The 21037-nt window shown below is 72.9% G+C and carries 22 protein-coding genes, 1 tRNA gene and 1 riboswitch; of the genes, 9 read left to right on the top strand and 14 right to left on the bottom strand.

All coding sequences use genetic code 11. From position 1 onward, the window contains the following. Positions 1 to 123 precede the first annotated feature (123 nt). Positions 124 to 1179: a 3-deoxy-7-phosphoheptulonate synthase gene (locus tag UIS43_RS23750; RefSeq protein WP_013151482.1), complete on the top strand. Its 1056-nt coding sequence runs from the start codon at positions 124 to 126 to the stop codon at positions 1177 to 1179. Positions 1180 to 1296: 117 nt separating this feature from the next. On the opposite strand, the gene UIS43_RS23745 is transcribed toward UIS43_RS23750, so the two are convergent. Beyond that, the gene (locus UIS43_RS23745; RefSeq protein WP_370011732.1) at positions 1297 to 2217 is read right to left on the bottom strand and encodes a penicillin-binding transpeptidase domain-containing protein; all 921 of its coding nucleotides are present in this window, start codon (positions 2215 to 2217) and stop codon (positions 1297 to 1299) included. A 218-nt stretch (positions 2218 to 2435) separates the two neighbouring features. After that, a riboswitch (glycine riboswitch) is annotated at positions 2436 to 2537 on the top strand. A 144-nt stretch (positions 2538 to 2681) separates the two neighbouring features. Here UIS43_RS23745 and gcvT point away from each other — a divergent pair. From gcvT to UIS43_RS23725, 4 genes are all read left to right on the top strand, one after another. Further along, complete coding sequence (gene gcvT, locus UIS43_RS23740) at positions 2682 to 3794, top strand: glycine cleavage system aminomethyltransferase GcvT (protein ID WP_041552235.1); 1113 nt, start codon at positions 2682 to 2684, stop codon at positions 3792 to 3794. A 158-nt stretch (positions 3795 to 3952) separates the two neighbouring features. Further along, the gene (gene gcvH / locus UIS43_RS23735; RefSeq protein ID WP_013151479.1) at positions 3953 to 4333 is read left to right on the top strand and encodes a glycine cleavage system protein GcvH; all 381 of its coding nucleotides are present in this window, start codon (positions 3953 to 3955) and stop codon (positions 4331 to 4333) included. A 7-nt stretch (positions 4334 to 4340) separates the two neighbouring features. After that, the gene (gene glyA, locus UIS43_RS23730; protein WP_013151478.1) at positions 4341 to 5609 is read left to right on the top strand and encodes a serine hydroxymethyltransferase; all 1269 of its coding nucleotides are present in this window, start codon (positions 4341 to 4343) and stop codon (positions 5607 to 5609) included. Positions 5610 to 5686: 77 nt separating this feature from the next. Then, positions 5687 to 7099 carry an L-serine ammonia-lyase gene (locus UIS43_RS23725; RefSeq protein WP_370011731.1) on the top strand — a complete coding sequence of 471 codons (1413 nt, stop codon included), beginning with the start codon at positions 5687 to 5689 and terminating at the stop codon, positions 7097 to 7099. Positions 7100 to 7194: 95 nt separating this feature from the next. Here the strand turns inward: UIS43_RS23725 and UIS43_RS23720 are convergent, their stop codons facing one another. Next, entirely contained in the window at positions 7195 to 8625 is a 1431-nt protein-coding gene (locus UIS43_RS23720) for a sodium:solute symporter (RefSeq protein ID WP_013151476.1), read from the bottom strand. 186 nt (positions 8626 to 8811) lie between these two features. Then, positions 8812 to 9645 (bottom strand): MurR/RpiR family transcriptional regulator, encoded by an 834-nt coding sequence (locus UIS43_RS23715; protein ID WP_013151475.1) that lies wholly within the window; start codon positions 9643 to 9645, stop codon positions 8812 to 8814. 121 nt (positions 9646 to 9766) lie between these two features. Here UIS43_RS23715 and UIS43_RS23710 point away from each other — a divergent pair, with 121 nt between their 5' ends. After that, positions 9767 to 11023 (top strand): amidohydrolase family protein, encoded by a 1257-nt coding sequence (locus tag UIS43_RS23710; protein WP_117197807.1) that lies wholly within the window; start codon positions 9767 to 9769, stop codon positions 11021 to 11023. Positions 11024 to 11067: 44 nt separating this feature from the next. On the opposite strand, the gene UIS43_RS23705 is transcribed toward UIS43_RS23710, so the two are convergent. The 8 genes from UIS43_RS23705 to purU form a co-directional block, all read right to left on the bottom strand. Next, positions 11068 to 11469, bottom strand: a complete 402-nt coding sequence (locus UIS43_RS23705; protein WP_013151473.1) for a VOC family protein — start codon at positions 11467 to 11469, stop codon at positions 11068 to 11070. A gap of 43 nt (positions 11470 to 11512) precedes the next feature. Continuing rightward, a complete protein-coding gene (locus UIS43_RS23700) occupies positions 11513 to 12103 on the bottom strand; it encodes an alkaline shock response membrane anchor protein AmaP (RefSeq protein WP_013151472.1) in 591 nt (196 codons plus the stop codon). Positions 12104 to 12105: 2 nt separating this feature from the next. Then, on the bottom strand, positions 12106 to 12711 hold the full coding sequence (locus tag UIS43_RS23695; protein WP_013151471.1) for a DUF6286 domain-containing protein: 606 nt from the start codon (positions 12709 to 12711) through the stop codon (positions 12106 to 12108). A 1-nt stretch (position 12712) separates the two neighbouring features. Further along, entirely contained in the window at positions 12713 to 13087 is a 375-nt protein-coding gene (locus UIS43_RS23690) for a hypothetical protein (protein ID WP_013151470.1), read from the bottom strand. A gap of 17 nt (positions 13088 to 13104) precedes the next feature. Next, positions 13105 to 13278, bottom strand: coding sequence for a hypothetical protein (locus tag UIS43_RS23685; protein ID WP_013151469.1), 174 nt, complete (start codon positions 13276 to 13278; stop codon positions 13105 to 13107). A gap of 37 nt (positions 13279 to 13315) precedes the next feature. Next, positions 13316 to 13636, bottom strand: a complete 321-nt coding sequence (locus UIS43_RS23680; RefSeq protein ID WP_013151468.1) for a hypothetical protein — start codon at positions 13634 to 13636, stop codon at positions 13316 to 13318. Continuing rightward, positions 13636 to 14106 (bottom strand): Asp23/Gls24 family envelope stress response protein, encoded by a 471-nt coding sequence (locus tag UIS43_RS23675; RefSeq protein WP_081461688.1) that lies wholly within the window; start codon positions 14104 to 14106, stop codon positions 13636 to 13638. Before UIS43_RS23675 ends, UIS43_RS23680 begins: the two co-directional genes overlap by 1 nt. Before the next feature lie 357 nt (positions 14107 to 14463). Beyond that, the gene (gene purU / locus UIS43_RS23670) at positions 14464 to 15351 is read right to left on the bottom strand and encodes a formyltetrahydrofolate deformylase (RefSeq protein WP_013151466.1); all 888 of its coding nucleotides are present in this window, start codon (positions 15349 to 15351) and stop codon (positions 14464 to 14466) included. 178 nt (positions 15352 to 15529) lie between these two features. Between purU and UIS43_RS23665 the strand changes: the two genes are divergently transcribed. Then, a complete protein-coding gene (locus tag UIS43_RS23665) occupies positions 15530 to 16756 on the top strand; it encodes an amino acid deaminase/aldolase (RefSeq protein ID WP_041552230.1) in 1227 nt (408 codons plus the stop codon). A 297-nt stretch (positions 16757 to 17053) separates the two neighbouring features. Here the strand turns inward: UIS43_RS23665 and UIS43_RS23660 are convergent, their stop codons facing one another. Both UIS43_RS23660 and UIS43_RS23655 read right to left on the bottom strand, forming a co-directional pair. Beyond that, entirely contained in the window at positions 17054 to 17452 is a 399-nt protein-coding gene (locus tag UIS43_RS23660) for a DUF3618 domain-containing protein (protein WP_013151464.1), read from the bottom strand. Positions 17453 to 17467: 15 nt separating this feature from the next. Continuing rightward, positions 17468 to 18586 (bottom strand): CDP-alcohol phosphatidyltransferase family protein, encoded by a 1119-nt coding sequence (locus UIS43_RS23655; RefSeq protein ID WP_117198827.1) that lies wholly within the window; start codon positions 18584 to 18586, stop codon positions 17468 to 17470. Between the two features lie 312 nt (positions 18587 to 18898). Here UIS43_RS23655 and bcp point away from each other — a divergent pair, with 312 nt between their 5' ends. Together bcp and UIS43_RS23645 are read left to right on the top strand one after the other, a co-directional pair. Beyond that, positions 18899 to 19381 (top strand): thioredoxin-dependent thiol peroxidase, encoded by a 483-nt coding sequence (gene bcp, locus UIS43_RS23650; protein ID WP_013151462.1) that lies wholly within the window; start codon positions 18899 to 18901, stop codon positions 19379 to 19381. Between the two features lie 91 nt (positions 19382 to 19472). After that, positions 19473 to 19547, top strand: a tRNA-Leu gene (locus UIS43_RS23645). Positions 19548 to 19595: 48 nt separating this feature from the next. Here the strand turns inward: UIS43_RS23645 and UIS43_RS23640 are convergent. After that, positions 19596 to 20852: a serine/threonine-protein kinase gene (locus tag UIS43_RS23640; RefSeq protein ID WP_232238613.1), complete on the bottom strand. Its 1257-nt coding sequence runs from the start codon at positions 20850 to 20852 to the stop codon at positions 19596 to 19598. Positions 20853 to 21037: the final 185 nt, after the last annotated feature.

The following is a 21037-nucleotide window of genomic DNA, read 5'->3' as shown; positions in this document are numbered from 1 at the left end:
GTCACGCGAACCGTGCCGGCCGACGCGGCAGCGGAGCGCCGAACCGTCCGCGCTACTGTTTTCATAAGACGGTTTTCGTGGCGACAGCGGAAAACACGACAGACGGGACCCGAGGGGAACACCATGCCGAGCACCAACGACACCCGGGTGGCCAGTTACAAGCCGCTCATCGCGCCCCGGGACCTGCTGGCCGAGCTCCCGCTGGGCGCCGAGCGCAGCGCCCTGGTCGAGGAGTCCCGCGCCGAGGTCAAGCGGGTGCTGGACGGAGAGGACGACCGCCTGCTGGTCGTCGTGGGCCCCTGCTCGGTGCACGACCCCGAGTCCGCCATGGACTACGCCCGCCGCCTGAAGGAGCTGGTGCCCTCCCTGCGCGACGAGCTGTGCGTCGTGATGCGCGTGTACTTCGAGAAGCCGCGTACCACCGTCGGCTGGAAGGGCCTGATCAACGACCCCGGCCTGGACGACACCTACGACGTGCACCGGGGCCTGCGCACCGCGCGCAAGCTGCTGCTGGACATCAACGCGCTCGGGCTGCCCGCCGGGACCGAGTTCCTCGACCCCATCACCCCGCAGTACATCGCCGACGTCGTCTCCTGGGGCGCGATCGGGGCGCGCACCACCGAGAGCCAGGTGCACCGCCAGCTGAGCAGCGGCCTGAGCACGCCCGTGGGCTTCAAGAACGGCACCGACGGCGACGTCCAGGTGGCCGTGGACGCGGTCGGCGCCGCCGCCGCCTCGCACACCTTCTTCGGTATCGACCCCACCGGCGCCGGTTCGGTGGTCGTCACCGAGGGCAACCCGGACTGCCACGTCATCCTGCGCGGCGGCCGCAGCGGCCCCAACTTCGGCGCCGGGCAGGTCAACGCCGCCCTGGACGTCATCGAGGGCGCCGGGCTGCCCCGCCGCCTGATGATCGACGCCAGCCACGCCAACAGCGGCAAGGACCACACCCGCCAGCCCGGTGTGGCCGCCGCGATCGCCGCCCAGGTCGCCGAGGGCCAGACGGGCGTCATCGGCGTGATGCTGGAGAGCTTCATCGTCGAGGGGGCCCAGAAGCTGGGCGACCCCGCCGCCCTGACCTACGGCCAGTCGATCACCGACAAGTGCATGGGCTGGGAGACCACCGGCGAGGTGCTGACCCAGCTGGCCGAGGCCGTGCGCCAGCGCCGCAAGGCCTAGCGGGTGGTCTTGGGACCTCCGCTTCGCTGAGGCCCGTCCAGGAACGGACTCTCCTGCGCGCGTCGGCCCGCTCCCGTGACGGGGGCGGGCCGACGCGCGTCGCGGGCCCCGCGGCGCTCAGGCGGTGCGCCCCTCCTCGGGCAGGACCTCCAGCTCCACGAGCATCTCCCGTCCCAGGGACTCGGCCAGCTCGGCGTCCTCGTCCCCCTCCGGTTCGACGCGCAGCGCGAACGTGTACAGGTCCTCGCCGCGCTCGACCCAGCCGACCCACCAGCCCGGCGCGGGGTCGGCCTCCCGGCCCCGCCCGGCCTTGGCGTGGAGGGCGTAGCCGTCGCCCTCCTCCAGGAGGGCGAGTGCGCGCACCGCCTCCTGGTGCGCGTCGTCCACGGGCAGTTCGTCGCGGGCCAGCCTGGCCAGGAAGGCGGTCTGCTCCATCGCGGAGATCTCCAGCGGCCCCTCCAGCCAGAAGCGGTCCAGCGCGTTCGCGTCGCCCACCGAACGGTTGCCGTAGTCCAGCCGGTCCACCCAGGCCGCCATCGGCCCGTGCCCGACCCGGCGGGCCACCTCCTGGTAGACGGGGACGTTCGAGTCGGGCAGGGCCTCGCGCGGGGCCGTGTCCCGCTCCCGCCGGTCGGCGGACCGGGATCCGCCCCCGTGGGGCACCACCTCGTCCACGTCCCCGACCGCGCCCGTCTGGAGCCCCACCAGTGTGCTGACGAGGTCGAAGGTGGACGCGGGGACCGCGCGCTCGCGGGCCCGCTCCGGACCCACCACGGTCGCCTCCCGCTCCATCACGTCGTGGAGCACGAAGGCGCCCTCCACACCCGCGTCGGCGAACACCGCCTCCAGGTCCTCGCGCTCGACGGCGGCCACGTCGCCCCGCGTCAGGGGCGGGGGCCCGGCCTCCGCCCCCTCCCGGGCGTGCCCATCCGGCTCCCGCGGTCCGTCCACGGCCCCGGCGCACCCCGTGCCCGCGGCCAGGGACAGGACGCATCCGGCCGCGAGCGAGCGCGCCGTCCTCCCGGTGTCGGTTCGCATCCGTCTCCCTCCCCGGTCGGTACTCTCCGCACACGCTAATCCCCGCGTTCCCGCTCCAGGGTGGAGGCGGACGGAGTGTCGAAGACCGGAGGGGGCGCGCCGGACACGGCGCGGACGGCGCGCGACGGCGCCGCTCACGGGCGCCGCGCGGGAGCTCCCGCGCGGCACCGGGCACCCTTGGGCGCCGTTCACGGCCGCTGCTAGGCTGAACGTGTTGCTGACCCCGTACGGGAGAGTGCCCGCGTATCCAGCGCGGGCCGCCGAAGGAGCAATCCCTCCCCGAAGACAACCTCTCAGGCACAGCGGACCGTACGGGCGAGACCACTCTGGAAAGCAGGGACAGCCGTCCCTCGCCGAAGGTGCAAGCCGCGCCGAGCGCGCGGCGAAGCTCTCAGGCACAGATGACAGAGGGGGAGGATGGCAACGCCACGCACGTCACGACGCCCATCCTCTCGGGAGTGCCCATGTCAGATGCCGCATCCGCGCCGCGCGCGACAGCGCTGCGCGAGGTCCACGAGAAGGCCGGCGCCACCCTCGTCGACTTCGCCGGGTGGCTCATGCCGCTGCGCTACGGCAGCGAGACCGCCGAGCACCGTGCGGTGCGCGAGGCCGCGGGCCTGTTCGACCTCTCCCACATGGGCGAGATCCGGCTGACCGGCCCGCAGGCCGCCCAGGCCCTCGACCACGCGCTGGTCGGCCACCTGTCCCAGGTCAAGGTGGGGCGCGCCCGCTACTCCATGATCACCGCCGAGGACGGCGGTGTCCTGGACGACCTCATCGTCTACCGGCTCCGCGAGGACGAGTACCTCGTCGTGGCCAACGCCGCCAACACCGCGGTCGTCGCCCCGGCCCTGGCCGAGCGGGCCGCGGGCTTCGACGTCGAGGTCCGCGACGAGTCGGCCGAGTACGCGCTGATCGCCGTCCAGGGGCCCCGCGCCGTCGACGTCCTGGCTCCGCTGACCGACGCCGACCTGGACGGCATCCGCTACTACGCCGGGTACGAGCACACCGTCGCCGGCGAGCCCGTCCTGCTCGCCCGTACCGGCTACACCGGTGAGGACGGCTTCGAGATCTTCGTCAGCCCCGCGGACAGGGCCCCCAAGGTGTGGGATGCCCTCATGGCCGAGGGTGAGCGGCACGGCCTCGTCCCCGCCGGGCTCTCCGCGCGCGACACCCTGCGCATGGAGGCCGGGATGCCGCTGTACGGGCAGGAGCTGACCGCCGACCTCACCCCCTTCGACGCCGGTCTGGGCCGGGTCGTGAAGTTCGACAAGGGCGACTTCGTGGGCCGCGCGGCCCTGGAGGAGGCCTCCCGCTCCTCCCGCCCCCGCCGCCTCATCGGCCTCGTCGCGCGCGGGCGCCGCCCGCTGCGCCAGGGCCAGGAGGTCCTGCGCGACGGCACCCCCGTCGGAACCATCACCAGCGGCGCGCCCTCGCCCACCCTGGGCCGCCCCATCGCCATGGCCTACGTGGACGGCGACCTCGACACCTCGACCGGCGCGTTCACCGTGGACGTGCGCGGGCGGGGCGAGGACGTCGACGTGGTCGAGCTGCCGTTCTACAAGCGGCAGTCGTAGGAGCAGGGGCCTTCACACCCCGAAGGCCCGCACGCCCCGGCGCGGCGGGATCCCCACACAGGGGACCCGCACGCACGGGGCGCGACCGGGCGTAGGCCGGGCCGGGCAGCCGTACGGGCGCGCGGCAGGAAAATGGAACACCTCCAAGGAGAGTTGAAGTGAGCGTTCCCACGGAGCTGGGTTACACCGCCAAACACGAGTGGGTCGTGGTCGAGGACGGGATCGCCACCGTCGGGATCACCTCGTTCGCCGCCGAGTCCCTGGGCGACATCGTCTACGTCGAGGTGCCCGAGGTCGGCAGCGAGGTGACCGCGGACGAGCCGTGCGGCGAGGTGGAGTCCACCAAGTCCGTCAGCGACGTCTACTCGCCCGTGAGCGGTGAGGTCACCGAGGTCAACGCGATCCTGGAGAACGAGCCCGAGACCATCAACTCCTCGCCCTTCGAGGACGGTTGGCTGTTCAGGGCCCGGATCTCCGAGGAGCCCACCGACCTTCTCTCCGCCGAGGAGTACACCAAGCTGACCGAAGGCGAGGAGTAGGCCCCCGATGGCTACTGACAACACGCTCAACCAGACGCTGGGCGAACTGGACCCCGAGGTGGCGGCCGCGGTCGACGCGGAGCTGGCCCGCCAGCGCGACACCCTGGAGATGATCGCCTCGGAGAACTTCGCCCCCCAGGCGGTGATCGAGGCCCAGGGCACCGTCCTGACCAACAAGTACGCGGAAGGGTACCCGGGCCGCCGCTACTACGGCGGGTGCGAGCACGTCGACGTCGTCGAGCAGCTCGCCATCGACCGCGCCAAGGCGCTGTTCGGCGCCGAGCACGCCAACGTGCAGCCGCACTCGGGCGCGCAGGCCAACACGGCCGTGTACTTCGCGCTGCTCAAGCCGGGTGACACCATCCTGGGCCTGGACCTGGCCCACGGCGGCCACCTGACCCACGGCATGAAGATCAACTACTCCGGCAAGATCCTCAACGCGGTGGCCTACCACGTGCGCGACGAGGACGGCACCGTCGACTACGACGAGGTCGAGGCGCTCGCCGAGGAGCACCGGCCCAAGATGATCGTCGCCGGGTGGTCGGCCTACCCGCGCCAGCTGGACTTCGCCCGCTTCCGCAAGATCGCGGACTCGGTCGGCGCGCTCCTGATGGTGGACATGGCGCACTTCGCCGGTCTGGTCGCGGCGGGGCTGCACCCCAACCCGGTGCCGCACGCCGACGTGGTCACCACGACCACGCACAAGACCCTGGGCGGCCCGCGCGGCGGCATGATCCTGGCCAAGGCCGAGCTGGGCAAGAAGATCAACTCCGCGGTGTTCCCCGGCATGCAGGGCGGGCCGCTGGAGCACGTGATCGCGGCCAAGGCGGTGGCCCTCAAGGTCGCCGCGGGCGAGGAGTTCGCCGACCGCCAGCGCCGCACGGTCTCGGGCGCCAGGCTGCTCGCCGAGCGGCTGACGCGGCCGGACGCGGCCGAGGTCGGCGTGAAGGTGCTCTCGGGGGGCACGGACGTGCACCTGGTCCTGGTGGACCTGGTGAACTCCGAGCTCAACGGCCAGGAGGCCGAGGACCGCCTGCACTCGATCGGGATCACGGTCAACCGCAACGCGGTGCCCAACGACCCGCGCCCGCCGATGGTCACCTCCGGTCTGCGGATCGGCACCCCGGCGCTGGCCACCCGCGGTTTCGGCGACGAGGACTTCGCCGAGGTCGCGGACGTCATCGCCGAGGCGCTCAAGCCGGAGTTCGACGAGGCCGCGCTGCGCGGCCGGGTCCAGGCGCTGACCGCGAAGTACCCGCTCTACCCGAACCTGTAGAGCCGCGCCGTGCGGGGCCGGGCGGCCCCGCACGGCGATCCCATGCCCGGGCCCTGTACTCGACGAGGAGGACAGCCATGGCCATCAGCGTGTTCGACCTGTTCAAGATCGGAATCGGACCGTCCAGCTCGCACACGGTCGGGCCGATGAAGGCCGCGCGCACGTTCGTGGCCGGACTGCGCGAGGAGGGCCTGCTCGACGGCGTGGCCCGCGTGCGCGCGGAGCTGTACGGCTCCCTGGCGCTCACCGGCAAGGGGCACGGCAGCGACCGCGCGGTGGTCCTGGGGCTGATGGGGCACACCCCCGAGCACGTGGACGTGGACGCGGTGCCCGAACTGGTGGAGGGGGTGCGCCGGGAGGGGACCCTGTACCTGGGCGAGCCCGAGGGGCCGCCGGTGGCCTTCGACCCGGCCGTGGACGTGGACTTCCGCCGCAGGGAGAGCCTGCCCGACCACCCCAACGGGATGCGGTTCGTGGCGCTGGACTCCTCCGGCGCCGAACTGGCGGCGAAGGTGTACTACTCGGTGGGCGGCGGGTTCGTCGTGGACGAGCGCGCGGCGGGCGCGGACCGGATCAAGGCCGACGACACCCGGGTGCCCCACCCCTTCTCCAGCGCCGAGGAGCTGCTGGGCATCTGCGCCGACACCGGGATGTCGATCAGCGCGGTGATGCTCGCCAACGAGCAGGCGTTCGGGCGCTCCCCCGAGCGGATCAGGGCCGAGCTGCTCGTGCTGTGGGAGGCGATGCGCCAGTGCGTGCGCCGCGGGGTGACCACCGAGGGCAGCCTGCCCGGCGGGCTGAAGGTGCCCCGGCGGGCGCACCGCCTGTACCGGCAGCTGGGCGGCAACTGCGACGAGTCGGGCCTGCTGGCGCCGACGGGGGTGGACTCCGACCCCATGCGCGGCAGCGACTGGATCACGCTCTACGCGCTGGCCGTGAACGAGGAGAACGCCGCGGGCGGCCGTGTGGTGACCGCGCCGACCAACGGGGCCGCGGGCATCGTGCCCGCCGTGCTGCACTACTACCTGCACTTCAGCCCGGGCGCGGGCGACGAGGGCGTGGTGCGGTTCCTGCTGACCGCGGGGGCCGTGGGCATCCTGTTCAAGCAGAACGCGTCGATCTCGGGTGCCGAGGTGGGCTGCCAGGGCGAGGTGGGTTCGGCCTCCTCGATGGCCGCCGCCGGGCTGGCCGAGGTGCTGGGCGGCACCCCCGCGCAGGTGGAGAACGCCGCCGAGATCGCCATGGAGCACAACCTGGGGCTGACCTGCGACCCCATCGGCGGCCTGGTGCAGGTGCCGTGCATCGAGCGCAACGCGCTGGCCTCGGTGAAGGCGATCAGCGCCGCGCGCATCGCGCTGCGCGGCGACGGCAGCCACTTCGTGTCGCTGGACAAGGTCATCCGGACCATGCGCGACACGGGCCGCGACATGATGGACAAGTACAAGGAGACCTCGCGCGGCGGCCTGGCCGTCAACGTCATCGAGTGCTGAGGGATCCGTCTTCCTCGCGGCCGACGTGGCCGCCCGCCGGGGCGCGGGGAGAGAGTACGGGGACCGCGCCCGGTCGGGAGCGGTCCCCGCGTGTGTCAGGCGTCGGTTCCGGTGGGCGCGGGCTCCTCGGCCGCGGCCACCCGCGCGGGGTCGGGGGCCTTGGTGACCAGGCTGGCCACGACGAGCGCGACCAGGGCGGCGGGCAGGGCGACGATGACCGCGTTGAGGCCGCCCGGGGTCCCGGCGATCTGCCAGCCGATGGTGGTGGCCGCGCCGACCACCAGCGCCGCGACGGCGCCCGCGGTGGTCGCGCGCTTCCAGAACAGCACCGACAGGACCACCGGGGTGATCGCGGCGCCGTAGACCGTGTAGGAGTACATCTGCAGCTCCAGCACGGTCGGGAAGAACAGGCTCAGCGCCAGGCCCGCGAGCGCGATGCCCAGGACCGACAGGCGCTGGACCACGAGCTTGCGGCGCTCGTCCACACCGTCCCCGGCGAAGCGGGCGTACAGGTCGTAGGCGACGTTGGAGGCGCAGGAGAGCATGTACGAGGACCCGGTCGTGATGACGAAGGCGACCGCCCCGGCCAGGATCAGACCGCCCAGCACCACCGGGAGGTAGCCCTCGGAGGCCAGGCTCAGCACCGCCATGTCGCCGTTGATGCCGGGCATGAGGATGGCGGCGCAGGTGGCGAGCAGCACGACGGGCACGAAGACGAAGAAGCTGCCCACGAACATGCCCAGGGTGGAGGAGCGCGCCTCGCGCTCGTCCTTGGCCGCGGCCAGGCGCTGGTACATGTTCTGGTCGGCGAGCAGGAGCAGGAAGAGCGGCAGGAAGTAGCCGAGCAGCTGCAGGGCGGTGAGTCCGCCGCTGAAGGTGGTCGCCTGCTCGGGAAGGCCGTCCCAGTAGGCGCCGGGGCCGCCGATCGCGGCGAACACCAACGGCACCGACACGAACAGGCTGAGCAGGATGAGGATGGCCGAGACGAAGTCGGTGTAGGCGACCGAGAACAGGCCTCCGGTGACGGTCAGCAGCGTCACGACGACCGCGATGAGCACGGTGCCCTGAGTGGCGGACAGCGGCGTGACCAGGCTGACGACGTATCCGCCGCCGACGAACTGCGAGGCGGTCAGCCCCAGGAAGGCGATGGTGGTGACCACGGCGGCGACGGTGCGCACCCCGATGCCGAAGCGCACCTCCAGCAGTTCGGGGATGGTGTGCCGGGACGCCCGGCGGATCCGGCGGGCCGCCAGGAGCAGGACCAGGATGCCCAGCGGCGTCCCCGCGAAGAAGACCATCCCGGCCGTCGGGCCGTAGGTGTAGGCGAAGTTGGCGCCGCCGATGATGGTGCCCGAGCCGACCCAGGTGACCAGCATGGTGGCGATCATGACCGGGCGGGGGAGGCTGCGTCCGGCGAACAGGAAGTCGTCACCGCCGCGCAGCCTGCCCGAGCGCACGAAGTAGAGGGCGATCCCGATCATGGCCAGGATGTACACGGCGAGGATCACGAGATGGGTCGTCTGCATGGGCCACCTTCGCGGCGAGGTTGGGTTCGGGGGACGTGCACGGGAGGGACCGCCCGCGGGGCGGCCCGACCGGGCCATGTAAGCAGCCCCGCCGCGTGAAATGCAACACTTATTGCAGCGAACGTGACCCTGATCACGTCACAGTCGTGTCACCGCGTCTTCCCAGGTCGTTCCCCCCGGCGTCGCTCAGAAGAGCTCCGTGCTCTCCCAGAGCCGCTCCGTGTCGCGCACCGCGGCCAGCACCTCGTCCCCGCCGAGGCGGGCCAGCTCGGCCAGCACCGCGTGGACGACCGCCATCACCGGGGTGAGCGAGGGGAACATGCCCACACCCTCGCTGGGCACCAGCAGCACGTGCGCCGCCCCCTCCGCCAGCGGGGAGTCCCTGCGGTCGGTGATCACCGCGACCGGCACCGACCGCTCACGGGCCACCCGCGCCGCCGAGCGCAGCGCGACCGGGAGCCGCCACAGGTCGCACGCCAGCAACAGGTCGCCGGGGCCCATCCGCGCCAGCGCGCTGACCAGGCCGGTTCCGCCCAGCTCCAGGCGCTCCACGTCGTAGCCCATGATCCCCGCGGCGTGCGCGAGCTGCACGCCCGGCGCCGCGAAGGTGCCCGAACCCACCACCCGCGTCCGGCGCGCCCCGTGCACCGCGCCCGCCAGGGCGCGCACCCGGGCGGGGTCCAGGGTCCGCTCCAGGTCGCGCAGCCCCTCGCGGTCGGCGCGGAAGGCCTCGCGCACGGGGTCGGCGTCGGACCCGGCGTGTTCTGCCAGGACCTCTCCGGCGCTGAGCGAGGCCAGGTAGCGCGAGCGCAGTTCGACGCGCAGGGCGGGCCAGCCGGTGAACCCCAGGGCCTGCGCGGCCCGCACGACCGTGGCGACGTTGACCCCGGCCCGCTCGGCGAGCTCGGCGGTGCTCGCGTAGGAGGCGAACCTCGGCTCGTCCCGCAGCACCCTGACCACGCGCTCGGCCGCGCGGCCCAGGCGTCCGCCGCCGAGCGCGGCCTCGATCCAGTCCGCCATCACCCCTCCGTCCCGGCGCCCCGGACTGCGCCGCACCCCAAGCGATACCACCCCCTCGGGGTGGCCCCCTCCCCGTGGTGCAACATATATTGCAACAACGCGAACCCCGACGGAGGTATCCATGACCCGCCAGTCAGAACCGCACATCCTCTTCACGGGCGCCGGGCTGCTCGACCCCGAGGCGGGCACGAGGACCCCCGGCTCCTGGCTCCTGGTGCGGGACGGCCTCGTCGCGGGCAGCGGCCGGGGAACCCCGCCCGAGGTGGGACCGCGGGTGCCGACCGTGGACCTGGCGGGGGCCACCCTCATGCCGGGCCTGATCGACGCCCACGTGCACCCGACCGCCTTCAGCGCCGACCTCGGCGCCGCGATGGACCAGTCGCCCGCCTACATCGCCAGCTACGCGGGACGGTCCCTGGGCGACATGCTCAGGCGCGGCTTCACCACCGTCCGCGACGTCGCCGGGGGCGACTGGGGGCTGGCCAGGGCGGTCGAGGAGGGGCTCGTCGACGGCCCCCGGCTCATGTTCGGCGGCAAGGCGCTGTCGCAGACCGGCGGCCACGGCGACTTCCGCACGCCCGGCCGCCAGGGCAACGACACCCACGCCTGCTGCCCCGGCGCGGGCATCGTCTGCGACGGGCCCGTGGAGTTCCGCCGCGCGGCCCGCGAGCAGCTGCGCACCGGAGCCCACCACCTCAAGATCATGCTCTCGGGCGGCGTCGCCTCCCCCACCGACCGCATCGACTCCACCCAGTCCTCCGAGGACGAGATCCGGGCCGTGGTGGAGGAGGCCGAGGCGGCCAACCGCTACGTGACCGGCCACGCCTACACCGCCCGCGCCGTCAACCGCGGGCTCCGCCTCGGCGTGCGCTGCATCGAGCACGGCAACCTCATCGACGAGAGCAGCATCGAGCTGTTCCTGGAGCACGACGCCTACCTGGTGCCCACCCTGGTCACCTACCAGGAACTCTCCCGGCAGGGGGCCGCCAACGGGCTGCCCGCGGCCAGCCAGGCCAAGGTGGACACCGTGCTCGACCGGGGGCTGGACGCCCTGCGCATGGCCCACGAGGCCGGGGTGAACCTGGTCTTCGGCAGCGACCTGCTCGGCGGCATGCAGGACCGCCAGAGCCAGGAGTTCGCCATCCGCGGCCGGGTCCAGCCCGCCGCGGACGTGCTGCGCGCCGCCACCGTCAACGCCGCCCGCCTGCTGGGGCTGGAGGGGGTCGTCGGAACCCTGCGCGACGGGGCGCGGGCCGACCTCGTCGTGGTCGACGGCGACCCGCTCACCGACATCGGGGTCCTGGCCTCGCCGGAGACGAGCGTGCGCACCGTGCTGCGCGACGGCCGGATCCGCCACGAGCGCGACGCCGTGCGCTGACGCGGCCGGCGGGTGCGGGCCCCGGGGCCCGCGCCCGCCGTCGCTCAGGAGATGGTGGCGGTCGCGTCCATGTACAGGAACTCCCACAGGTGGCCGTCGGGGTCGGCGAAGGAGCGCGAGTACATGCCGGTGTGCTCGGTGGTCCTGGCGTGGGTCGCCCCGGCCACGGCGGCGGCCTCGGCGATCCGGTCCACGTCCTCACGGCTGTCGGCGCTCAGGCAGGTGATCACCTCCGCGCCCGCGGAGGTGTCGGCTATCCCCGAGGGCGTGAACTCCGCGAAGAAGGGTTCGGACAGGAACAGGACGCGCGAGGTGTCGCTGACGACCATGCACAGCGCCCTGTCGTCGGAGAAGGCCTCGTCGTAGCCGAAGCCCAGCGCGCTGAAGAACTCCCGGGTGGCGTCGACGCTCTTGACGGGCAGGTTCACGAAAGTCGTTCGAGTCATGTGGCGAAGCTAACAGCAGGCACCGACAATCGGCGGCAACGGCTCAGGCCAGGCTGCGCCGCGGGTTCTTGGCAGGTGCCGTCATCGACATCCGCACGACGGCCGGGACCTGCTCCAGGTCCAGCGCCCGGCGCAGGTTCGCCAGCGCCTCCGAGCTCACCCGCCGCCACACCCCGGCCACGTCCGCGTCGTCGTCCAGGGTCAGCGCCAGGCGCAGGTGCGGCGCCTCGGCGGACTCGGTCAGCCTCGCGCGGGCGCGGCGCACGCCCGGGTAGTCGGCGACCTCCTGCTCCAGGGCCCCGCGGGCCACGTTCTCGGACATCTCCACCCGCCCCTGCTCCCCGCGCTCCAGGACCAGGCGCCCCACCGTGTCGTTGAGCCCCTGGGACATCAGCCAGCGCAGGGCCAGGAAACCGGCGACGAAGGCCACCGCGACCACCGCGTAGGGCACCCACTGCTGGTCGAGCGCCTCCCGGGCCCCGGGGCCGAGCAGGGCGCTGTCGGCCGCTCCCCCGCCGAACAGGCCGCGCCCGGCGGCCAGCGACGCCAGCCCGGCGACGAGCAGCACCGCCCCCACGACCGCCAGCCCCCACCGGTTTCCCCGCGCCGACCTGCGCGACCTGTCACCAGCCATGGTCAACCCTCCGCGTACCGCACGTGGGTGGCGATCCGCATGCTGCGCAGCGGCGCCAGCTCCTCCAACCGCCGCTCCACTGCCGCGGTCACCTCGGCGGGCAGCCCCGCCGACCCGCGCATCCCGGTGCGCGCGTGCACCCGGATCCTGTTGCCGCGCACCGTCACGTGCACGCCGTCGACGCCGCTGACGCCCTCGGCCGCGGCGGCCACCGCCCGGCGCAGCGCGGGCCGGGTCAGCCCCACCACCAGGGCGGGGTCGTCGGTGCGCAGGGCCGTCCAGCGCCCCCGTCCGGGGGCCAGGGCTGCCACGATCAGGGCCAGCCCGATCAGCGCCAGGACCGCCGAGGCGATCTGCACCGACGGCATCGACCAGGTCGTGGTCGCCGCGTACCCGCTGGCCGCGCCGACCGGGATCAGCCCCAGCGGGCTTCCCGCCAGGGCCGAGATCACCTCGGCGGCGGCCACGACGGCCACGAGGAGGATCACGAAGCCCGTGATCACCGCGGGCCAGGACCGCCGCGGACGGAACGTGTGGACGGCCACCCGCCTGGCCCGGCGGTCGACGCCCTGGTCGGGGCGTCCGAGCACCTCTTCCACGGTGGTCATGTCAGCGCACCAACTCCGCGATCTCGATGTCGATGTGGTGGACCCGCTTTCCGGTGATCTGCTCGATCCGCCGCCCGACGTGCCCGCGCACCCGTGCGGCGACCTCGCGCACCGAGTGCGGGTAGCGGACGCCGACCCTCAGCCTGAGCAGCACGACCTCGCCGCTCACCCGGGCCCGCGCCGTGCGCGACCGGGCGGGGAGGGCGCCGGGGACCTCGCGGACCGCACGCGCGGCCGCCTTCTCGACCACACCGGGTTCGATGACGGTGCGGCCGCCGGGGTCGCGTCCTCCCCCGCCCCCGCTCCGCTCCCGGGCGACCTCGTCGCCCGGGCGTTCCCTCTGTCGGGGAACCGTACTGGTCCGCACTCCGGCCACGTCCGCTCCCTCACATCTCAGGCGGAGCGCCGCGAGAACATCGCGGTGAGGTCGATCTCGCCCTCCATCGCCCGACCGGCGACGAACCCCGCGAGCCCCAGGATCAGGACCAGCGCGAAGGCCGTGAACCCGCCGAACGCGGCGGCAAGACCCAGTACCGTCCCGTAGGACAGTCCGACGATGGGCCACATGGCTTCCCCCTCTTGTCCAGCACCCGATGCTGCCTGCTCAACCACCCGTACGGGCGCCGTCCCGCAGTCCCGCGACCACGTCCTCCACGGACACGTGGACGGTACGGCCCCCGGCGACCGGGGTCAGGCCGCGGCGCAGCTCGGCGGCGATCTCCGGCAGGGGCCGCCCGAACCGGACCACGACGCCGACCTCGACGCTGTCGTCGCGTACCGCCACCCCCAGGACCCGTCCTCCGGGGACGGGCGTGGTCAGCGTGCCGAAACCCCCCGAGGACAGCTCCACCACGTCCGGGAAGCGCTCGGCCTCCCGCACCAGGCGCCGGGCGACCTCGCCCGGGTCCCCGTCGGCGGCCGCCATCACTGCACCCGGGGCGCGGACTCGCCGTCGTCCTCGCCGCGGTCGTCGTCGGGCAGGTGGATGTCGTCCACCCGGATGTTGATCTCGGTGACCTCCAGCCCGGTCATGCGCTCCACCGCCGAGGTGACGTTGCGGCGCACGGCCGCGGCCAGGTCCTGGATGGCGGCTCCGTACTCGACGACCAGGTCGATGTCGACGGCGGCCTGGCGCTCACCCACCTCGACCGAGACGCCCCGCGCGACCGAGCCGCTGTCGCCGCCCCGGGTCACCACGTCCCTGACCGCGCCGACCGCACGCGCGGTCCCGCCGCCCATGGCGTGGACGCCGCCGATCTCACGCGCGGCCATGCCGGCGATCTTGGCGACCACGCCGTCCGCGATCTGGGTGCGCCCGCCCTCATCGCGCGAGGAGTCCCCCCGGCTGGTCCGGCCCGACTCGCGGGCTCCCGGCACCTTGGTCTCGGTTCTCATGTCCGTCACTGGGTCCCCCTACGCAGTGTGCGGGCCGCACGGACGGTCGCGGCGCCGAAGGCGCCCCCGGACCGCTCCCCGCGTCTTCCCGGCGGATGTGCCCTCCCAGAGGGCCGGACCGAAACCCGGGCCCGTGTCCTGGCCGGAAGGATGTCGAACTGACCACACCATATACATACACACTGTATCCGACAAAGCACTGTGAGTAATTTTTCCTGGTCGGAACGGGCAAGGTCAGTCCCATCTCCGACCCAAAACAGCGTCGAGGATCTGGTCGGGGCAGGAAAACGCACGGGGGCGCCCTCGGGCGCCCCCGTGCGCGGACCGCACCCCGCCGCCGCGCGGCGGGCGTCCGGCTCAGCCGAAGATGACCGTCTTGTCCCCGTTGAGCAGTACGCGGCGCTGCGCGTGCCAGTTGACCGCGCGCGCCAGCGCCACCGACTCCAGGTCCCGGCCGATCGCCGTGAGCTGCTCCGGGCTGTGCGTGTGGTCCACCCGGGACACCTCCTGCTCGATGATCGGGCCCTCGTCGAGGTCGGCGGTGACGTAGTGGGCGGTCGCGCCGATCAGCTTCACACCGCGCGCGTGGGCCTGGTGGTAGGGCCGGGCGCCCTTGAAGCTGGGCAGGAAGGAGTGGTGGATGTTGATGATCCGGCCGGACATCTTGGCGCACAGCTGCTCGGAGAGCACCTGCATGTAGCGCGCCAGGACCACCAGGTCCACGTCGTAGGAGTCGACCAGCTCCAGCAGGCGCGCCTCCTGCTCCTTCTTGCTCCCGGCCGTGACCGGCAGGTGGTGGAAGTCCACGCCGTAGGAGTCGGCCAGGAACTCCAGGTCGGGGTGGTTGGAGACCACGGCGGCGATGTCGGCGTCCAGCAGGCCGCTGCGCTGGCGGTAGAGCAGGTCGTTGAGGCAGTGGCCGAACTTGGACACCATCACGATCATGCGCGGGCGCACGTCGCGGGGGTTGAGGGTCCACTCCACGAACGCGTCGCCGCCCCGGCCGCCGAAGTCGCCCGCCAGCGCCGCGAAGGCGCCGCGCAGGACGTCCTCCCCCACCACGCCGTCGCCGCCCCGCTCCGCCACGAACTGCATCCGCAGGAAGAAGCGCCCCGTGTAGTGGTCGCCGTACTGCTGACTCTCGGTGATGTTGCAACCGTGGTCGGACAGCAGGTTGGCCACAGCGGCGACGATGCCCCGGCTGTCGGGGCACGAAAGGGTCAGGACGTACTCACGCTCACTCATGGAAAGAACCACTCCCGGGGTCGGACGGCTGATCAGCCGTGACACCCCAGGGTATCGCCCCCGCGACACCGGGGGCCGGTTGTCGCGAGGTTGTCCGCGGACCGCCCGCCACGGGGGTACCGGGTCCCCTTTTCCGCCGAGAATATGAAAGACATTCATGTTCTGGCATGCTCAGGACATGACAAGTCTGCGCGAAACGTACGAGTCCGCCACACGCGGACTCGAAGCCCCCTTCGCCCTCGTCGACCTCGCCGCCCTGCGCTCCAACGCGGCCGACCTGACCCGCCGCGCCCACGGCAGGCCCATCCGGATCGCCAGCAAGTCCGTGCGCAGCCGCGAACTGCTGCGCACCGTCCTCGCCCTGCCCGGCTACGCGGGCGTCATGGCCTTCACCCTGCCCGAGGCCCTCTGGCTGGCCACCGGCGACCGCCCCCTCAGCGACGACGTCCTCGTCGCCTACCCCACCGTCGACCGCCAGGCCCTGGCCAGGCTCGTGCGCGACCCCCGCGCCGCCCGCGCGATCACCCTGATGGTGGACGACACCGCGCACCTGGACCTGATCGGCGCCGCCGTCGCCGACGCCGCCGAATCCCGCGGCCCCGACGCCCCGCCGGTCCGGGTGTGCCTGGACGTCGACACCAGCTGGCAGCCCGTGGGACCGCGCCTGCGCGTGGGCACCTACCGCTCCCCCGTGCGCACCCCGGCCCAGGCCGCCGCGTTCGCCCGCGCGGTCGCGGCCCGCCCCGGACTGGAGCTGGACGGGATCATGGCCTACGAGGGCCAGATCGCCGGGGTGGGCGACGCCCCGCCCGGCAGACCGCTCTACGGACGCCTCCTGCGCGCCGTCCAGCGCCGCTCGGCCGTGGAGCTGGCCAAGCGCCGCGCCGCCATCGTCCACGCCGTCAGGGAGGTCGCCGACCTGCGCTTCGTCAACGGCGGCGGCACCGGCAGCCTGCACACCACCGGCCGGGAGAGGGCCGTGACCGAGCTGGCGGCGGGCTCGGGGCTCTACCACCCGCACCTGTTCGACCACTACCGCTCCTTCGGCGGACGCCCCGCCGCCCTGTTCGCGCTCCCCGTCGTGCGCCGGCCCGGACCGGGCGTGGCCACCGCCCTGGGCGGCGGCTACCCCGCCTCGGGCCCCGTGAACGCCCACCGCGCCCCGCTCCCCCACCTGCCCGCCGGGCTCTCCTACAGCGTCAACGAGGGCGCGGGCGAGGTGCAGACGCCCCTGCTCGGCGCCGCGGCCGACGGCCTGTCCGTCGGCGACCGGGTGTGGATGCGCCACGCCAAGGCGGGAGAACTGTGCGAGCGCTTCGACACCCTGCACCTGGTGGACTCCGACACCGGCGAGTACGCGGGCGCCGTGCCCACCTACCGGGGCGAGGGCCAGACCTTCCTTTGACCTCCTCCCCCGCCTGAAGGCGGGAGAAGCCAGCTGACGGAACCCGCCCGCCGGTGGTCCACGCCTCAAAGCCCGCCTGGCGGCGCGGGCCCCACGTCCTGGCGCCCGCGATCCACCCACCGGCTGAAGCCGGCGGCACTCCCGCGGGGGAAACAGGCGGCGCCCCGGGGCCCGCGCGTGGCCCGCGGCCCGTGCCGGACACCGCCCCAGCGCCCCCTGGACGCCCGGCCCGACGGTCGCCGCACACACGGAGGGGCCCGCTGACGCGGACCCCTCCGAACGTGCGCCGCTCCGGCGCTACTTCCTCCTGCGGTGCACCGCCCAGGCCACCACGCCCACCGCGACGACCGCCCCGACGCCGACCGCGAGCAGCAGCGCCTCCGGGGGGAGCTGACCGCGCGACTGGTAGGTGGTGACGACGTGGCCGTCGCCCTTGACGACGATGCTGCCCTCCTCGGGCTCCACCGGGTGGCTCTCCACGCGCACCGCGCCGCCCCCGACCACCAGGGCGCGCGCCTCGTCCACGATCCGGGCGCCGCGTTCGCGGACCCTCTCCATCTGCTTGCGGGCGATGTTGGCGGGCCGGGCCTGCACGCTCAACTCGTCCAGGGTCTCGGCGAGCTGGCGCTGTTCGCGGTTGATCTCGGCGACGACGTCCGCCGGGGTCAGGCGCGGTTCGGTGTCACGTCCCGTCATGGGTGCCTCTCTCCACTAGCGCAGGGTCGTCTGAGAACCCGTGTCCGAGCCGGTGTCCCGGCTCCCTTCCTCCGCGCCGTCGGACGGACCGGAGAATCTCAGCGCGCTGTCGATTCCGTCGACCACGCGGAAGAAGTCCCGCGTGGACAACCACAGTTTATAGATGATGGCGATCTCGAAGGCGAGGAGCAAAACACCCGCCACAGCGGTGATCCACCCGATAAGGGACGGCGCGCCGAACACGGCGGCCGCCAGCGGCGCGATCACGAACACCGACATCTGGAACTCGATGCCGCCCACCAGGTGCGTCCTGACCCGTCTGGCGTTGAGGGCCGACCAGAACCGCTGGTACCAGGGGAAGCGGTTGCGGAACTCCTGGTGCAGGTCCACCTTGGGCAGGGTGAGGTCGGGCTGCTTGCCCGCCGTGCGCTGGTTGCGGGCCTCGCGCTCGTTCTGGCTGTGCAGGATCTGCTCCAGCACGCCGATGCCGTGGCGCAGCACCGCCTGCTCGCCGCCGTCGCTCATCGTCCGCCCGCCCGCGCCGGTGGCCGAGCCGGTGTCGTCCTCCTCCGGCTCCAGCATCGACAGGGTGGCGCGGGCCCTCTCCAGGGCGGCGGCCAGGTGCGAGCGCATCTCCCTGCGGACCTTGTACACCTGGAGCGCGTTGAGGTAGCGCAGCATGTCCAGGAACACCACGGCCAGGGCCAGCCACACGAACCACACCGGCCCGTCGCCCTCGGCGTTCTCGGCGACGACGTACTGCCCGCCCATCAGGGCGACCACGCACACCAGCACCCGGAACCGGTCGGAGACGTAGTCCATCCACGACCCGAACAGCGACTCCGATCCGGTGAGCCGGGCCAGCTTGCCGTCCGTGCAGTCCATCAGGAAGGACAGCAGGTACAGCAGCGCGCCCAGCGCCAGGAAGTGGCGGTAGCCCAGCGAGAAGCAGACGGCCGCGCCGAGCCCCAGGAAGAGCGCGACCACCGTCAGCTGGTTGGGTGTGATCGAGGTGCGGTTGGCCACCAGGCGCACGAGCCGGACCGCGATGGGGTCCACGAGGTAGACCGTCCACCAGGAGTCGCGCTCCTTGAGGGTCCGGGCCCTGACCTCGTCGAGTGTGAATCCAGGCATCGTCGCCAATACTCTCCAAGCGAAGCGGGTGTGTTCCGGCCCGCCGGGCGCCGCCGACGCGGCGTCCCCGGTGCGCGGCGGACGTCGCCGGGGCCGAACGACGGGACGAGTGCGGTCAACAATAGGTGATCGCGTCGCTGGTCACTCCGGATGCGGGCGAACCGAACCGGAATCGCAACCGAACACCGTACCCCCAGCCTGGCACAGCCCGCGAAGCGTCGACTCACGGGGCACCGGAAGGCGGGTGTGGTTAGGGTGAGGGCGAGAGTCGGCGGGGCGGCGCCCCGCCCGCGAACCCAAGGGGGACACCACGTGAGCGACCCGATCCGCCTGGAGCCCGGCGACCAGGCACCCGACTTCACCCTCGACGACGCCGACGGCAAGCCCGTCACCCTGAGCGAGGTGCTGGCCTCCACCGGCAAGCGCGTCGTCCTGTACTTCTACCCGGCGGCCATGACCCCCGGGTGCACCACGCAGGCCTGCGACTTCCGCGACAACCTGCGCGACTTCGACTCCGCGGGCCTCACCGTCCTGGGCGTGTCCCCGGACACGAGCGACAAGCTGGCCAGGTTCCGCGACAAGGAGGGTCTGACCTTCCCGCTCCTGGGCGACCCGGGCAAGGACACCCTGCGCGCCTACGGCGCCTTCGGCGAGAAGAAGAACTACGGCCGCGTCGTGCAGGGCGTCATCCGCTCCACCGTCGTCGTGGGCACCGACGGCCGGGTGGAGAAGGCCTTCTACAACGTGAAGGCCACCGGCCACGTCGACCGGATCAAGAGGGAACTGGGCCTGTGACACGGGTGCCGGGGGCGGCCCCCGGGCGCGGCGGGCCCGTGTGCACGCCGCGGCCGGGCCCCGCGCCCGGCACCGGTACAGTTGTCCGCGAGGGGCCGTAGTCCAACTGGCAGGAGACGGCAGCTTTAGGTGCTGTACAGTGCGGGTTCGAATCCCGCCGGCCCCACCCATCCCACCCCGCTCAGCCCGCGCGGAGGGTCCCGCCGCGGCGGCGCTAGCGGCCGAGCAGCGCCCAGAGCATGACCGCGAGCAGCACCAGGACGCCGAGGGAGACCGCGGCGATGGTGGCCACCGCGGGCAGGCGGCTGCGCTCGGCGTGCTTGCCCGAACTGGTCAGCCCCAGCGTGTCCGTGGACTCGCGGATCGAGGTCATGATCGAGTTCATCGCCTCGGGGCTGTTGCGCAGCCGCTCGTTGATGGACTCCGCCAGCACGTGCGCGCCCGCCTTGAAGTGCTCGCGGGCCGACTCGCGCTCCTCGCCCTCGGGACGGGGCTCGGCCGGCGTGGCGGTGCCCTGCGCGGCCGTCTCCGGGCTCGTCTCGGGCGCCCACGGCGCCAGAGCGGCGATCCGCAGCATCTTGGTGGCGTTCTCGGCGGTCAACCGCTCCGAGGGCTCCACCCGGAGCAGACCGGCCAGCACCGGCGCCAGCGGGCCCGCGCTGGCGGCCTCGGCGGGCTCGTCCAGCTGCTCCTGGCGCAGGATCTTGATGTAGCCCTTGCGGTCGTAGGGAGGGTGCCCCTCCACCGCCGCGTACAGGGTGGCGCCCAGGGACCACAGGTCGGACTCGGGTCCCACCGGGCCGGCCTTGGCCCGCTCCGGCGGGATGTAGGCCGGGGAGCCGATGATGCGCCCGGACGCGCTCAGCGCCGACTCGCCGTTCCAGGCGGCCAGCCCGAAGTCGGTGAGCACGACCCGACCGGCCTGGCTGATCATCACGTTGTCGGGCTTGACGTCGCGGTGCACGATGCCCTCGGCGTGCGCGACCTTGAGGGCGTCGATGAGCTGGAGGCCGATCTCGGCCACGCGCTGGTAGGGCAGCGGGCCGCCCACCTGGATGAGTTCCTCCAGGGTGGAGGCCTCCACCAGCTCCATGACGATCCAGGGGCGGTCGTCCTCGTCCACGACGTCCAGGACGGTGACCAGGCTGGGGTGGGTGAGGCGTCCGGCGACGCGGGCCTCACGGGTGGTGCGCTGCAGGAGCGACTCGCGCTCGGAGCGGCTCAGGTCCGCGGGCAGGCGCAGCTCCTTGACGGCCACCTCGCGGTCGATGACCAGGTCGGTGGCGCGCCAGACCGTGCCGACACCGCCGCGGGCGATCTCCGACACCAACTGGTAGCGCCCCTTGAGCAGGCGTCCCTCGGGACGGGGCTCGGCGGCGTCGACCGCCTCCGCCCGTGCGGAGGAGCGCGACGCCTCGGGGCGCTGCGTGTGGGGGTTCTCTAGGGAGGACACGGTTATCCACGGGTCCATTCACCGGCCATGGTGGCCTCCTGCGGGAGCATTGCGGTCGCTGTCACCACGTAGGTGCACGGATCACTCGTTATACCAGCAGGACGCCGGATCCATGCTGGTGGTTGCCACATCACGGACACATAGGTTCGCTTTCGTTATGTCCGACGACGACCCGAGCATGCAGTGACGTAGGTCTCATTATG

The sequence above is a fragment of the Nocardiopsis sp. LDBS0036 genome (assembly GCF_041228755.1).
Lineage (GTDB): Bacteria > Actinomycetota > Actinomycetes > Streptosporangiales > Streptosporangiaceae > Nocardiopsis > Nocardiopsis dassonvillei.
Note: the sequence above shows the minus strand (reverse complement) of the source record. Positions and strands in the feature narration are given on the sequence as shown.